General features: G+C 60.8%; 10 protein-coding genes. 9 read left to right on the top strand and 1 reads right to left on the bottom strand.

The features are described 5' to 3' along the window. The first annotated feature begins 62 nt into the window (after positions 1-62). The 5 genes from lysS to ACTQ05_RS04905 all read left to right on the top strand — a co-directional run bounded on the left by lysS (position 63) and on the right by ACTQ05_RS04905 (position 9211). Positions 63-2027, top strand: coding sequence for a lysine--tRNA ligase (gene lysS, locus ACTQ05_RS04925; protein WP_154514782.1), 1965 nt, complete (start codon positions 63-65; stop codon positions 2025-2027). Between the two features lie 314 nt (positions 2028-2341). Continuing rightward, the gene (locus ACTQ05_RS04920; protein ID WP_441032103.1) at positions 2342-3910 is read left to right on the top strand and encodes a threonine/serine ThrE exporter family protein; all 1569 of its coding nucleotides are present in this window, start codon (positions 2342-2344) and stop codon (positions 3908-3910) included. Positions 3911-4221: 311 nt separating this feature from the next. After that, positions 4222-4398 carry a hypothetical protein gene (locus tag ACTQ05_RS04915; protein WP_441538160.1) on the top strand — a complete coding sequence of 59 codons (177 nt, stop codon included), beginning with the start codon at positions 4222-4224 and terminating at the stop codon, positions 4396-4398. A gap of 388 nt (positions 4399-4786) precedes the next feature. Then, the gene (locus ACTQ05_RS04910; RefSeq protein WP_441535963.1) at positions 4787-7429 is read left to right on the top strand and encodes an ATP-dependent Clp protease ATP-binding subunit; all 2643 of its coding nucleotides are present in this window, start codon (positions 4787-4789) and stop codon (positions 7427-7429) included. A 324-nt stretch (positions 7430-7753) separates the two neighbouring features. Beyond that, entirely contained in the window at positions 7754-9211 is a 1458-nt protein-coding gene (locus ACTQ05_RS04905) for an aminoacyl-histidine dipeptidase (RefSeq protein ID WP_441538158.1), read from the top strand. A gap of 80 nt (positions 9212-9291) precedes the next feature. Here the strand turns inward: ACTQ05_RS04905 and ACTQ05_RS04900 are convergent, their stop codons facing one another. After that, positions 9292-9876, bottom strand: coding sequence for a manganese efflux pump MntP (locus tag ACTQ05_RS04900; RefSeq protein WP_441538156.1), 585 nt, complete (start codon positions 9874-9876; stop codon positions 9292-9294). A 248-nt stretch (positions 9877-10124) separates the two neighbouring features. Here ACTQ05_RS04900 and disA point away from each other — a divergent pair, with 248 nt between their 5' ends. The 4 genes from disA to cysS are packed head-to-tail and all read left to right on the top strand — an operon-like array spanning position 10125 to position 13847. Continuing rightward, positions 10125-11165 carry a DNA integrity scanning diadenylate cyclase DisA gene (disA, locus tag ACTQ05_RS04895; RefSeq protein ID WP_370450554.1) on the top strand — a complete coding sequence of 347 codons (1041 nt, stop codon included), beginning with the start codon at positions 10125-10127 and terminating at the stop codon, positions 11163-11165. Beyond that, complete coding sequence (ispD, locus tag ACTQ05_RS04890) at positions 11165-11893, top strand: 2-C-methyl-D-erythritol 4-phosphate cytidylyltransferase (RefSeq protein WP_441538154.1); 729 nt, start codon at positions 11165-11167, stop codon at positions 11891-11893. The genes disA and ispD overlap by 1 nt, the downstream gene beginning before the upstream one ends. After that, complete coding sequence (gene ispF / locus ACTQ05_RS04885) at positions 11883-12377, top strand: 2-C-methyl-D-erythritol 2,4-cyclodiphosphate synthase (protein ID WP_006234975.1); 495 nt, start codon at positions 11883-11885, stop codon at positions 12375-12377. The genes ispD and ispF overlap by 11 nt, the downstream gene beginning before the upstream one ends. A gap of 3 nt (positions 12378-12380) precedes the next feature. Beyond that, positions 12381-13847 carry a cysteine--tRNA ligase gene (gene cysS, locus ACTQ05_RS04880; protein WP_154514768.1) on the top strand — a complete coding sequence of 489 codons (1467 nt, stop codon included), beginning with the start codon at positions 12381-12383 and terminating at the stop codon, positions 13845-13847. Positions 13848-13904 lie beyond the last annotated feature (57 nt).

Genomic DNA, 13904 nt, shown 5'->3' with positions numbered 1-13904 from the left:
AGGTATGTTTTCGCTCCCTGGGACCGAATCCTGGGGAGCGTTTTAGTTTGAGGAGCTAACTTATGGCAGAGAACCAGAACGCCGCCGAGCAGGCATCGACGCTCAACGACGAGCGCGCCACGCGCCTGGCCAAGCGCGCCGCCCTGTTCGAGGCGGGCCAGAACCCCTATCCCGAGCACTCCGAGATCGAGGACTACGTTGCCGACATCGAGGCTAAGTATGCCGATCTTGCCGATGGCGAAGACACCGAGGACGTCGTGAAGATCGGCGGCCGCGTGGTCGCCAAGCGTGGTCAGGGCAAGATCATGTTCATCGTCGTGCGCGACGCAACGGCCGAGATTCAGCTGTTCTGCCGCATCAACGACATGGATGAGGCAGCCTGGAATACGCTCAAGGCCCTCGACCTTGGCGATATCCTGGGTGTGACCGGTGTGGTTGTGCGCACTCAGCGCGGCCAGCTCTCCGTCGCCCCTAAGAGCGCGACCCTGCTCTCCAAGGCCGTTCGCCCGCTGCCCGAGAAGTTCCACGGTCTCTCCGACAAGGAGACCCGCTATCGTCAGCGCTATGTCGACCTGATCGCCAACGACGATGTCCGCGAGACCTTCCGCAAGCGCTCGCAGATCCTCTCCACCTTCCGTCGATTTATGGAGTCCGACGGCTACATGGAGGTCGAGACTCCCATTCTGCAGACCATTCAGGGTGGCGCTACGGCTAAGCCGTTCATCACGCACTTTAACGCTCTCGATCAGGAGTGCTACCTGCGCATTGCTACCGAGCTGCACCTCAAGCGCTGCATCGTCGGTGGCTTTGAGCGCGTCTTCGAGATCGGTCGTATCTTCCGTAACGAGGGCATGGACCTCACCCACAACCCCGAGTTCACCACGATGGAGGCCTACCGTGCCTTCTCCGATCTCGAGGGTATGAAGGCGCTCGCCCAGGGCGTCATCAAGGCTGCCAACAAGGCCATCGGCAACCCCGAGGTCATCGAGTACCAGGGCCAGACCATCGATCTTTCCGGTGAGTGGGCAAGCCGCCCCATGACTGATATTGTCTCTGACGTGCTCGGCAAGAAGGTCACCATCGACACGCCTGTCGAGGAGCTTGCTGCCGCCGCGCGCGAGAAGGGCCTGGAGATCAAGCCCGAGTGGACTGCCGGCAAGATCATCGCCGAGATTTACGATGAGCTGGGCGAGGACACCATCGTCAACCCGACCTTCGTGTGCGATTACCCCATCGAGGTCAGCCCGCTCGCCAAGCGTTTTGAGGACGACCCGCGTCTGACCCACCGCTTTGAGCTGGTCATCGCCGGCCACGAGTACGCCAACGCATTCTCCGAGCTCAACGACCCGGTCGACCAGGCTGAGCGCTTTGCCGCCCAGATGGCCGAGAAGGCCGGCGGCGACGATGAGGCCATGGAGTATGACGAGGACTACGTGCGCGCCCTCGAGTACGGTATGCCTCCCGCGGGTGGCATTGGCATCGGTATCGACCGCGTGGTCATGCTGCTCACCAACCAGGCTTCCATCCGCGATGTCCTGCTGTTCCCGCACATGAAGCCCGAGAAGGGTTTCCAGTCCGGTGCCGCTGCCGCCAAGGCTGCAGAGGCCGGCAACGCCGCGAGCCCGTTCGTTAAGTCGCTTAAGCCCACGCTCGATTACTCCAAGATCGCCGTTGAGCCGCTGTTTGAGGAGTTCGTCGATTTCGATACCTTCTCCAAGAGCGATTTCCGCGCTGTGAAGGTCAAGGCATGCGAGGCCGTCAAGAAGTCCAAGAAGCTGCTGAACTTTACGCTCGACGACGGTACCGGTGCCGACCGCACCATCCTCTCCGGCATCCACGAATACTATGAGCCCGAGGACCTGGTCGGCAAGACCCTGCTTGCCATCACCAACCTGCCACCGCGCAAGATGATGGGCATCCCCAGCTGCGGCATGCTCATCAGTGCCATCCACGAGGAGGAGGGCGAGGAGCGCCTCAACCTGATCCAGCTCGACGCCTCCATTCCCGCCGGCGCAAAGATGTACTAATTGGTTCCGCCGTTCTACCGAACGGCGGACCAGCCGACGCTGCGCGCCGCCCAGGGCGACAATTTGTCATTCAAAAGGCAAGGCATGACCAGAAGGTCTATGCCTTGCCTTTTTCATGCCAACTTGTTCGCCCTGGACGTCGCTCGCTGTCGTTGCCAAAACATCGGCGTTGCCGGAGTAGTCGTTGGGGACGTTCTTAAACGACTACCCAATGGCTATTGCACGCATGGCTCGCATGACAGCCGTCTCTTTTATGTTTCCTTTAGCCGTCGCTGTCTAGGATGGGGGTTAGTCGATAGGAAGGGAGCACCGGGATGGACGATGCGAGCGAGCGCGCAATCGAAGAGGACATGCTCGATCAGTTCAATTACTTTGATGATGAGGACGAGGAGCTGATCGACCGTCGCGAGCCAGCGCCGCTTGATTCCTTTGATCTGGTCGATGAAGAGACTGATGAGGTTGAGGACGAATCAACGGAGTCCCCACAGTCTTCGCGCCTTAACTCGCTGCTTTCGAGAGCCCCCATGCACCACGGCGTTCGTGCCGGCGCGCTCCATATGAAAACTGACTGGCACCAGATCGTGACGGCAGGCGATGAACTTGCCGTCGATGCGCCGCTCACCGATAAATCATCCATCGTCTGCCGCACCGGTATGCTTATGCTCGCGAGTGGAACGGGTGCCTGGCGCGTACGCGATACCATGAATCGAGTCGCCGCCGTACTCGGTGTCACCATCCATGTTGACTTAAGTCTCCTGTCGTTTGAGTGTACTTGCATCGAAGATGGCCACTGCTTTAACGAGGTCGTCAGTCTGCCGACAACCGGCGTCAACACCCATCGCATTTGGATGATGGAGAGTTTCCTCAAGGAAATCGAGACCTATGGTCGTCGCTTCACGGTGCACGAGTATCACGAGATGCTCAAGACCGTTGAGAGTTCAAAACCTGATTACGCGCCTTGGCAACAGGGCCTTGCGGCAGCCTGCGCCTGTGGCGCCTTTGTCTTTTTACTTGGTGGCGGTCCCATTGAGATGGCATGCGCGTTCGTGGGCGCGGGTGTCGGCAACTTTGCCCGCTCCCATATTCTCAAGCAAGGCCTTGGTCAGTTCAGCGCTTTGACGCTCGGTGTCGCACTGGCCTGTATCTCATATTTGCTGGCATTGCTCGGCCTCGCCCAGGTTGTTCCGGGTGCAATGTCGCACCAAGAAGGCTATATCGGCGCCATGCTCTTTGTGATTCCTGGCTTTCCGCTCATTACGGCAGGTCTCGACATCGCTAAGCTCGACATGCGAAGCGGTATCGAGCGTCTTTCGTATGCTGTGTCGATTATTGTGATGGCGACCCTCGTAGGTTGGATGGTTGCCGAGTGTGTGGGACTGGCGCCGGACGACTTTGCCCCATTGGGCCTTTCGCCGCTTGCCCTTACGCTCCTGCGCGTGGTGATGAGCTTCGTTGGCGTATTCGGCTTCTCGGTGATGTTCAACAGCCCGGTAAAGATGGCCGCGGCAGCTGGGTTGATCGGCGCCGTGTCAAATACCCTGCGTCTGACCCTTGTCGATGCGCCGACGATGATTCCCTTCCTGGGCCTCAGCACGGGAATGCCTCCCGAGGCAGCAGCGTTTATCGGCGCGCTGGTATCGGGTCTGCTGGCAAGCTTGGCCGAAGTCAAGCTCACCTACCCGCGCATCGCCCTCACGGTGCCTTCGATTGTCATTATGGTGCCCGGCCTGTATCTCTATCGCTCTATGTATTACATGTGCACCTTCGACACAGTCAATATGCTCGGCTGGTTTGTGCGCGCAGTGCTCATCGTAGCGTTTCTGCCCGTTGGGCTGGGTGTGGCGCGTACGCTCACCGACCCTCGCTGGCGCCACACCAGCTAATTGGTACAAGGGGGGACAGGTTACTTTGCACCAAATGAGTTGCGGTGAAATAGGGACTGAATTGCTGCTTAAAGGGTCAAAACAGTCCGTATTCCACTGCAACTTATGGGGTCGGGGGATTATCGGTGCCCTGCATCTTCATAAACTCAACGCTTACGAAGCGTGTGCTGTTCGTGTTAGGGTAGTTCCACCACATAAGTAGTCGCAGACGCACGTACCACGGGCGGGCGAGATGAAGTCCCAGTAGCTCCATCTCGCCCGCCCGTATTTGTTGTGCACCACGGCGTAACACAGAAAGAATTTTGCCCTTTATGCCTATCAATAAACGAGAGAGCCTGCTGTTTACCTTTATCATGTGCTTGTGCATGGTGCTCTGGATGAGCATCTACAACGTTGCCCTGCAGCATGGGGCCATCAACGGCGAGGCCATTGCCGCCGCGTGGCTCGGCTTCCCCGTTGCCTACATTTTTGCCATGTGCTGCGACTGATTTGTTGCCAGCCCCCTTGCCAAGGGTTTCGCTTTTAAATTCCTGGTCACGCCGGGGTTGCTCGCTTTATCTTCCGCCATGCCTTCCCCATGGGAACCGTCTTTGAAGAGCAGCATATGGAGCTCGTACGTATGCCGGGCGCTCCCGCTGCCGATGTCGCCGATGACGTTGCCGAGAGTATGGACGCTGAGCCCGCCTGCTAGGCAAGAGCCTCTAACCTAGAGCGCCCGCCGCACCCGGCGATTCCTTTTTTGTAGACGTTGTCGTATGGCTGCACGCGGAAAAGGCCACAGCGGTTAACATATACTCCATATGGGTAAAGAGACCAAAGCGCCGCCACGAGTGGCGCTTTGCGTTTGAAAAACTAGCTCGTCTAAGAGGAACTAGCATGTTGGACCGTTTTACCGATCGCGCGCGCAAGGTCATGTCCATGGCCAAGCAGGAGGCGCTCGATCTTCACTCAAATAAGGTGGGTACCGAGCATCTGCTGCTCGCGCTCGCCAAGGAGGACGAGGGCATTGCCGCCGAGGCACTGCGCTCACTCGATATCTCCTACGATGACATCATGGACACGCTCAAGGAGGTCCAGACCACCGTTCCCGAGCCCAGCGAGGAGACCGAGGCCGCTAAGCTCGCCTTTACGCCGCTCGTCATCAGCGTGATGGAGCGTTCCTTCCGCGTGGCGCGCGAGAACAACCAGACCTATGTGTCGACCGAGCACCTGCTCATCGGTATCGTCGAAGAGGGCAACGGCATGGCCATGGACATTCTCATGCGCCTGGGTGTTTCGTCCGCTTCCATTAAAAAAGCCATCGAGAAGCTTACCGCCAAGGATCAAGACAAGAAGCGCCCGCTCGCCGGTGCCGGTGCCGGGCGTCCCGGTACAGGCCTGCCGTTCTTTAGCGGCTCGGACGCCTCGCAGCAAAAGGGGAGCGGCACCGACACGCTCAAGCAGTTCGCCACCAACCTTACGCAGAAGGCGCGCGACGGCGAGCTCGACCCGGTGATCGGTCGCGAAAAGGAAGTCCAGCGCATGATGGAGATCCTTTCGCGCCGCACCAAGAACAACCCGCTTATCTTGGGTGACCCCGGCGTGGGCAAGACGGCCATCGTCGAGGGCCTGGCGCAGCAGATCGCTGCCGGCAACGTGCCCGAGAACCTTATGAACCAGAACATCTGGACGCTCGACCTGCCGGGTCTTGTCGCGGGTGCCAAATATCGCGGTGAGTTTGAGGAGCGTCTCAAGAACGTGATCCAGGAGGCAACCGAAGCCGACGACGTCATCCTGTTTATCGACGAGATGCACACCATCATCGGTGCCGGTTCTGCCGAGGGATCCATCGATGCAAGCTCCATGCTCAAGCCCGTGCTCGCGCGCGGCGCTTTCCAGATCATCGGTGCCACCACGGCCGAGGAGTTCCGCAAGTACCTCACCAAGGACCCGGCCTTCGAGCGCCGCTTCCAGACCATCGATGTTGAGGAGCCAAGCGTCGAGGACACGGTCAAGATCCTGACCGCGCTCAAGCCACGCTACGAGGAGCACCACCACGTGCGCTATACGCAGGGTGCCATCGAGGCCGCCGCGAACCTCTCCAACCGCTACATCCAGGATCGCTTCCTGCCCGATAAGGCCATCGACCTCATCGACGAGGCCGGCGCCCGCGCCCGCATTGCCGCCAACCGTGCGCCTGAGCCGGTGCGCGAGGCCGAGCATCGCGTGGAGGAGCTCAAGGCTGCCGCGCAGGAGGCCACCGAGGGCGACGACATGAACAAGGCCGCCGAGATTACCGAGCAGCAGAAGGCTGCCGAGATTGAGCTCGCCGAGGCCAAGGCAGCTTGGACGGCCGAGCTCGACGCCAGCCCGCTCACCATCGATGTCGCCCAGGTTGCCGACATCGTGTCCGTGACCTCGGGCGTGCCGGTGTCTTCGCTCACCGAGAGCGAAAGCCGTCGTCTGTTGCAGACCGAAAGCGTGCTCAAGACCCGCATTATCGGCCAGGATGAAGCTGTCGAGGCCGTGGCCAAGGCAGTGCGCCGCAGCCGCTCGCCGCTCAAGGACCCGCGTCGTCCCGGCGGCAGCTTTATCTTCTTGGGTCCTACCGGCACAGGCAAGACCGAGCTCGCCAAGACGCTCGCCGAGTATCTCTTTGGCAGCAAGGACGCGCTCATCAGCTTCGACATGTCGGAGTTTGGCAGCGAGTTCGAGGTCTCCAAGCTTATCGGTAGCCCCCCGGGCTACGTGGGCCACGACGAGGGCGGTCAGCTCACCAAGGCCGTTCGCCGTCACCCGTACTCGGTCGTGCTGTTCGACGAGATCGAGAAGGCGCACCCCGATATCTTCAACATCTTGCTGCAGGTGCTTGAGGAGGGTCGCCTGACCGATAGCCAGGGCAAGACGGTCGATTTCCGCAACACCGTGATCATCATGACGTCCAACGTGGGCGCCCGCGAGATTGCGCAGGATGCGAGCGTTGGCTTTGGCACCACCGGTGAGCAGGGTCTTACCTCGAGCGAGATTAAGGGCCGTGCGATGGGCGAACTCAAGCGCCTGTTCCGCCCCGAGCTGCTCAACCGTATCGATGACATCGTGGTGTTTCAGAAGCTTTCGGGCGAGAACCTGACCAAGATCGCTCACCTGCTGGTGGACGACCTGCGCCAGCGCCTGATTGCCAACGGCATGAACATCAAACTCACCGATGCGGCCTACGACAAGATCGTAGCCGAGGGTACCGACCTCACCAACGGCGCACGTCCGCTGCGCCGCGCCATCCAAAAGCTCATCGAGGATCCGCTGTCCGAGGAGCTGCTGGCCGGCGAGTGGGGTAGTGGCGATACCGTCATGTGCGACGTGGCCGACGGCAAGTTCGTCTTTAGCCACGGTACGGGCGAGATCCCAGCGCCGCGTCCGGCAGGTGCGCTTGGGGGCGATACCGCTCCGGAAGCGCCGCACACCGGAAACGCCGCGCCTGTGAGCAGTGGCGTAAGCTCGGGCCCCGGCGGCATGATGCAAGCCGGTTCCGGCGCGCTGTAGGGCGTAACAAAACCTTGTGTCCACGAGGGCGTTCCAAAGGAGCGCCCTTTTTTCTGTTGGAAAGGCCCCTCGTTCAAAGTAAAGCTCATTAAACATACCAACGGCGTATGCATAAGCGTTGATCAAGCGTTGAGGTTGGTTGAAGGGTCCAACGTCCCTTCGGCGCGGTCCGTCTACCTGCTTTATCTTAATAAAGTGGCGTTTCTCCGCCGTTAGCCGATGATGCGAGAGCGCTCGGCGTTTTCGACTGGTTTATGCAAACGAAGTCTGGGAATATACAAGGCGCATGTCTTATTGTCTAACCAGTTGCGCCAAGGAGGCACCATGGACTACAAGATCACCGGCTATGAGCCCGCCCAGCTGTTCCATTTCTTTGAGGAGGTCAGCGCGATCCCCCGTGGGTCTGGCAACGAGAAGGGCATCAGCGATTTCCTGGTTGCGTTTGCCAAGGAGCGCGGCCTCGATGTGTATCAGGACGAGGTCTACAACGTCATCATTCGCAAGCCCGCATCTGCCGGTGCCGAGAATGCCCCGACCGTGATGCTGCAGGGCCACATCGATATGGTGTGCGACAAATTGGGCTCCGTTGAGCACGACTTTACGACCGATGGTATCGACCTGCTCGTCAAGGACGGCGTTCTCACCGCTAACGGCACCACGCTGGGCGCCGACAACGGTATCGCCGTCGCTCTGATGCTCACTGTTCTCGATGACGATTCGATCGTTCACCCCGCCCTCGAGTGCGTATTCACCACCGACGAGGAGACTGGCCTGGTCGGCGCCGAGACGCTCGACAAGTCCCAGATTAGCGCCCGCACCATGATCAACCTTGACTCCGAGGAAGAGGGCGTTGCCACCGTCAGCTGCGCCGGCGGCGTCGTCGTTACCTACACCTGCCCGATCGCGCGCGAGCACAAGACCGGTAGTACCCTCACGTTCGACATCTCCGGCCTGCTGGGCGGTCACTCCGGCAGCGATATCCACCTGGAGCGCGGCAACGGCAACCTCATCATGGCCCGCATCATCGACCGCCTGATGGTTGCCGGCGAGCCCGCCATCGTTAGCTTTAACGGCGGCACCAAGGACAACGCCATCAACCGTGAGTGCAAGGCTGTTCTGGTCTACGCCGACCACGCTGCCGCCGAGGCCGCGGCCCAGATCGCAAAGGGCATTATCGCCGACGTCGCTGCCGAGCTCGAGGTCTTCGACCCCGGCTTTACCTGCACTGTCGAGATTGCCGACGACGCCGAGGTCGAGGCCATGGACGAGAAGTCCGCGCTTGCCCTCATCCGCGCCCTGCGTCTTGCCCCCAATGGCGTGATCCGCCGCAACGTTGCTACCGACGGCTCCGTCGAGGTTTCCTCCAACATCGGTGTGGTTGCCACTTCTGACGACGAGGTCAAGATCATGCTGTCCCCGCGCTCCTCGATCACCTCGCTGCAGAACGAGTTCAAGGACCGCCTGCAGACGCTGGCCGATGTCTTGGGCTTCGACGCCAAGTTTGAGTTCGAGTATCCCGGCTGGAGCTATGCCGAGCATTCGCCGGTCCGCGACGTCTTTATCGAGAGCTATCGCGAGCTCTTTGGCTCCGAGCTGCGCATCGAGTCCATTCACGCCGGCCTTGAGTGCGGCCTGTTTGCCGAGGCCCTGCACGGCCTGGACGCCATCGCCGTGGGCCCGACGCTCTCCGATGTCCACACCCCGGACGAGAGCATGGAGCTCGCTTCTGCCGAGCGCTTCTACGAGCTGCTCATCGACGTCCTCAAGCGCCTTGCCGCGTAAAGGTCGCCTTGGTTAAGCCGCTCTAAAACGGCTGGCTATGAAAACGGCCGCCTGGCGTAATGCCGGGCGGCCGTTATTCGTTACAGTGCGAGGATCCCAAGGTGCTCAAGTAGGATCTTAAGCCCGATGAGGACGAGTACGACGCCACCCACGATGGTGGCGGGTTTTTCGTAGCGCGCGCCAAAGGTGTGGCCGATCGCTACGCCGGCGACGGAGAAGATAAACGTTGTGACGCCGATAAGTGATACAGAGGGCACGATATCGACCGAGAGCGCGGCAAACGAGATGCCCACGGCGAGCGCGTCAATCGAGGTGGCGATGGCAAGGATTAGGTACTCGCCCAGGTCGATCTTTTCGGCATCCTTGCCGTCGCCTTCGTCCTCATCCTCGTCTTCAGTAAAGGCTTCCCACAGCATCTTGCCGCCGATAAAGGCCAAAAGGATAAAGGCAATCCAATGGTCAATGGGACCGATGATGCCCATGAACTGGCCGCCGAGTGCCCAACCGATTACGGGCATGCCGGCCTGAAAGCCGCCAAAGAACAGGCCGAGCACAACGGCGACTTTAAGGTTGACCTTTTTCATGCCGAGACCCTTGCAGATGGAAACGGCAAAGGCGTCCATCGAAAGGCCAACGGCGAGCAACACGAGCTCTGCGAGTCCCATAGTCTGGCTCCCTCTCTCCGGGCGAACCCGATTACACGACCACTCCCTCATTTATATGAGACCCGATGCTACCACATGAGCAGCCAAAAGAGCCCCGTCCCAAATGAGCTACCTAAGCGGTGTTCGCTCATTCTGTAAGCATCGGAATTTGCGGGCGTCACAGGGGCAAACCGTGAGAAACTTATTGACGTTTATGGAGCGTATACGATGGGAGCGATGCCTTGGATAAGAACGAGCTGCAAAAGCGTATGGAACAGGCCATCCGCCTGACGGCACCTGGTCAGCCGATCCGCACCGCCCTTGACATGATCATCGCCGGTCACCTGGGCGCGCTTATCTGCGTCGGCGACACCGAAAACGTGCTCGCTGCCGGTAACGACGGCTTCCCGCTCAACATTTCGTTTACCTCGAACCGCCTGTTCGAGCTTTCCAAGATGGACGGCGCCATCGTCATCGACGGCGACCTTACCCAGATTCTGCGCGCCAATTTCCACCTCAATCCCGACCCCTCGCTCGCCACGAGCGAGACGGGCATGCGTCACCGTACTGCCGCTCGCATGTCGGTGCTCACCGACGCCATCGTGATCTCGGTCTCGGCCCGTCGTGCCGTCGTCAACGTGTATGTGCACGGCAAGAGCTATGAGATTCAGCCCGTCACCACCATCATGAGCTCGGTCAACCAGCTCGTCGCTACGCTTCAGACCACCCGTCAGTCGCTCGACCGCTCCCTGCTGCGTCTGACGGCCCTCGAGCTGGACGACTACGTCACGCTCGCCGACATCACCGGCATTTTCTCGAGTTTCGAGATCATGCAGCAGGCAAAGACCGAGCTTAAGGATTGCATTGTCAAGCTGGGCAACCAGGGCAAGCTCGTGCAGATGCAGCTCGAGCAGCTCGCCGGCTCCAGCATGGATACCGAGTACGACTTGATGATTCGCGACTACGCAAGCGATTCCTCCGAGGCAAACGCCGAGAAGATCCGTGCCGAGCTTAGCCGCATGACGCCCAAGGACTTGTCCGACCCGCAGCATGTGGCGGCGGTTCTGGGCTACGACGACTTGGACGAGGACTCCGTCATGACGCCGCTGGGCCTGCGCACGCTTTCGCGCGTGTCCGTCGTGCGCGACGGCGTGGCCGAGAAGATCGTCGACGAGTATGGCTCGCTGCAGGAGCTCATGGACGACATCAGCAAGGATCCTGAGCGCCTGGGCGACTTTGGCGTTAACAACCCTGCCATTCTTGCGGACTCCCTGTACCGCATGAAGGGCACCAAACAGGGGAACGCATAATGGCGCCCGTATGCGCCGTGGTCGTTGCCGGTGGCAGCGGCCAGCGCTTTGGTAATCCCGGTGGCAAGCAGCTCGTCAATGTAGCGGGCCGTCCGCTTATGAGCTGGTCCATCCGCGCGTTTGACCGTAGCGATAAGGTCGGCCACATCGTCGTGGTTTGCCCTGCCGAGCGCCGTGCCGAGATGCGCCGCCTGGCCATCAGCCCGTATTCGTATAACACGCCCATCAGCTTCGCCGATGCCGGCGATACCCGCCAGGACTCCACTCGTGCCGGCGTGCATGCGGTGCCGGCAGGCTTTGAATACGTCGCCATTCACGACGGCGCTCGTCCGCTCATTACTACCGAGGCCATCGATCACGCTATCGACGTGCTCGTGAGTGACCGCTCGCTCGACGGTGTCGTGTGTGGCCAGCCCGCGATCGACACGCTCAAGATCGTCGATGGGGACAACATCGTCGAGACGCCGCCACGCGAACTCTATTGGGCCGCGCAGACGCCGCAGATCTTTAGTGTCGACGCCATGAAACGCGCCCATGCCGCGGCGATTGCCGAGGGCTTTATCGGTACGGACGATTCGTCACTGGTCGAGCGCATGGGTGGGCGCGTCCACTGCGTCCAGAGCCCGCGCGACAACCTTAAGGTGACGGTGCCCGAGGACTTGCGTCCCGTAACCGCAATTTTGCTCGGGCGGATGGCCGAGAGAGAGGACCTTCCCCATGTTCAGTAACCTGCGCATTGGCCACGGCTACGACGTCCACCGTTTGGTGGAGGGGCGTCGATGTATCATCGGCGGGGTCGACATTCCCTACGAGCGCGGCCTGCTGGGCCACTCGGATGCCGATGTGCTCGCGCACGCGCTGGCCGACGCTATTCTGGGCGCCTGCCGCGGGGGAGACATTGGCAAGCTGTTCCCCGACACCGACCCCGCCTACGAGGGTGCCGACTCGATGGTGTTGCTTGCCCGCGTAATGGACTATGCGCGCGAGCTGGGCTTTGAGTTTGTCGATGCCGACTGCACCATTGCCTGCCAGCAGCCTAAGATCACCCCGCACCGCGATGCCATGCGTGCCAACTTGGCCCATGCCCTGGGCGTTGACGTCGAAAACGTGGGCGTCGCCGCCACCACGACCGAAAAGCTCGGTTGGGAAGGTCAAGGCGAGGGAATTGGCGCCTGGGCCGTCTGCCTGCTACAGAAAACCGTTAAGGAGTAACGAATGCGTATCTACAACAGCGCTACCCATAAAAAGGAAGAGTTCCAGCCCATCGAGCCCGGCAAGGTCCGTATGTACGTGTGCGGACCCACGGTTTACGACAACATCCACATCGGCAACGCCCGCACGTTCATCAGCTTCGATGTGATTCGACGCTGGCTCATCGCGAGCGGCTACGAGGTCACGTTCGCCCAGAACCTTACCGATGTCGACGACAAGATCATCAAGCGTGCCAACGAGCAGGGCCGTACGGCCGCCGAGGTCGCGACGGAGTTCTCGGATAAGTTTATTGGCGTCATGCGCGCTGCCAACGTGCTCGATCCCGATGTGCGCCCCCGCGCCACCAAGGAGATCGGCCCCATGATTGCCATGATCAAGGCGCTCATCGAGCAAGGCCACGCTTACGCCGCCGATAACGGCGACGTGTACTTTTCCGTGCGCAGCGATCCCAACTACGGGCAGGTCTCGGGCCGCAACATCGACGACCTCATGGTGGGTGCGCGCATCGAGGAGAACGAGGACAAGAACGACCCGCTCGACTTTGCCCTGTGGAAGGCCGCCAAGCCCGGCGAGCCCAGCTGGCCGAGCCCCTGGGGCGAGGGCCGTCCCGGTTGGCACACCGAGTGCGCCGCCATGGTGCACCGCTACCTGGGTACCCCGATCGACATTCACGGCGGTGGCTCCGACCTTGCCTTCCCGCATCACGAGAACGAGTGCGCCCAGGCTGCCTGCGCCTGGCACCAGGGCTTCTCCAACACCTGGATGCACACGGGCATGCTGCTGGTCGACGGCGAGAAGATGTCCAAGTCGCTTGGTAACTTCTTTACGCTGGCCGAGGTGCTCGAGCAGCACTCCGCTGCCGCCCTGCGCCTGCTGATGCTGCAGACGAGCTATCGCTCGCCGCTCGACTTCTCCTGGGAGCGCCTGGAGGGTGCCGAGAATTCGCTCACGCGTATCGCCGGTACGGTCGAGAACCTGCGCTGGGCCGCGAACCATGCGACGGCCGATGCCGATGAGGCAGCATCTGAGGCGTTTGCCGCCAAGGCTGCCGAGACCCGTGCCGCCTTTAAGGAGTGCATGGACGACGACTTTAACACCGCCGGTGCCATGGGCGCCGTCTTTGGTTTTGTCACCGAGTGCAATCAGTATCTGGAGCAGGCGGGCGACGCTGCCGACAAGGCCGCGGCTCTTGCTGCCGCCGATACGCTGGTCGAGCTGCTCGATACGTTTGGCGTTGAGCTTCCCGAGCCCAAGGTCGAGCTGCCGCTGGGCCTTTTGGGCGTTGCTGCTGGCTTGGTTGCCTACACTGGTGACGACGTGGACGAGGCCGCTGCCAAGATTCTCGAGGCTCGCGCCGAGGCCCGTGCCGCCAAGAACTGGGACTTGGCAGACGCCATCCGCGATCAGCTCAAGGACCTGGGCCTGACGATTGAAGATACCGCTGCCGGCACCCGTATCAAATCCCTCTAACCCCTGCGGGTTTCCCAAGCACCCGACCGCACGAGCCACGGCACCTTGCCTTTCAAT

This window comes from Collinsella sp. LCP21S3_A9 (assembly GCF_052118785.1).
GTDB lineage: Bacteria > Actinomycetota > Coriobacteriia > Coriobacteriales > Coriobacteriaceae > Collinsella.
The sequence above is the reverse complement of the archived record's forward strand: the minus strand, read 5'-3'. Positions and strand labels throughout refer to the sequence as shown.

What these genes read in the sequence shown, in the direction of transcription:
- lysS (WP_154514782.1), top strand. Translation starts at nt 63, where the DNA reads ATGGCAGAGAACCAGAACGCCGCCGAGCAGGCATCGACGCTCAACGAC.
- ACTQ05_RS04920 (WP_441032103.1), top strand. Translation starts at nt 2,342, where the DNA reads ATGGACGATGCGAGCGAGCGCGCAATCGAAGAGGACATGCTCGATCAG.
- ACTQ05_RS04915 (WP_441538160.1), top strand. Translation starts at nt 4,222, where the DNA reads ATGCCTATCAATAAACGAGAGAGCCTGCTGTTTACCTTTATCATGTGC.
- ACTQ05_RS04910 (WP_441535963.1), top strand. Translation starts at nt 4,787, where the DNA reads ATGTTGGACCGTTTTACCGATCGCGCGCGCAAGGTCATGTCCATGGCC.
- ACTQ05_RS04905 (WP_441538158.1), top strand. Translation starts at nt 7,754, where the DNA reads ATGGACTACAAGATCACCGGCTATGAGCCCGCCCAGCTGTTCCATTTC.
- ACTQ05_RS04900 (WP_441538156.1), bottom strand. Translation starts at nt 9,876, where the DNA reads ATGGGACTCGCAGAGCTCGTGTTGCTCGCCGTTGGCCTTTCGATGGAC.
- disA (WP_370450554.1), top strand. Translation starts at nt 10,125, where the DNA reads ATGGAACAGGCCATCCGCCTGACGGCACCTGGTCAGCCGATCCGCACC.
- ispD (WP_441538154.1), top strand. Translation starts at nt 11,165, where the DNA reads ATGGCGCCCGTATGCGCCGTGGTCGTTGCCGGTGGCAGCGGCCAGCGC.
- ispF (WP_006234975.1), top strand. Translation starts at nt 11,883, where the DNA reads ATGTTCAGTAACCTGCGCATTGGCCACGGCTACGACGTCCACCGTTTG.
- cysS (WP_154514768.1), top strand. Translation starts at nt 12,381, where the DNA reads ATGCGTATCTACAACAGCGCTACCCATAAAAAGGAAGAGTTCCAGCCC.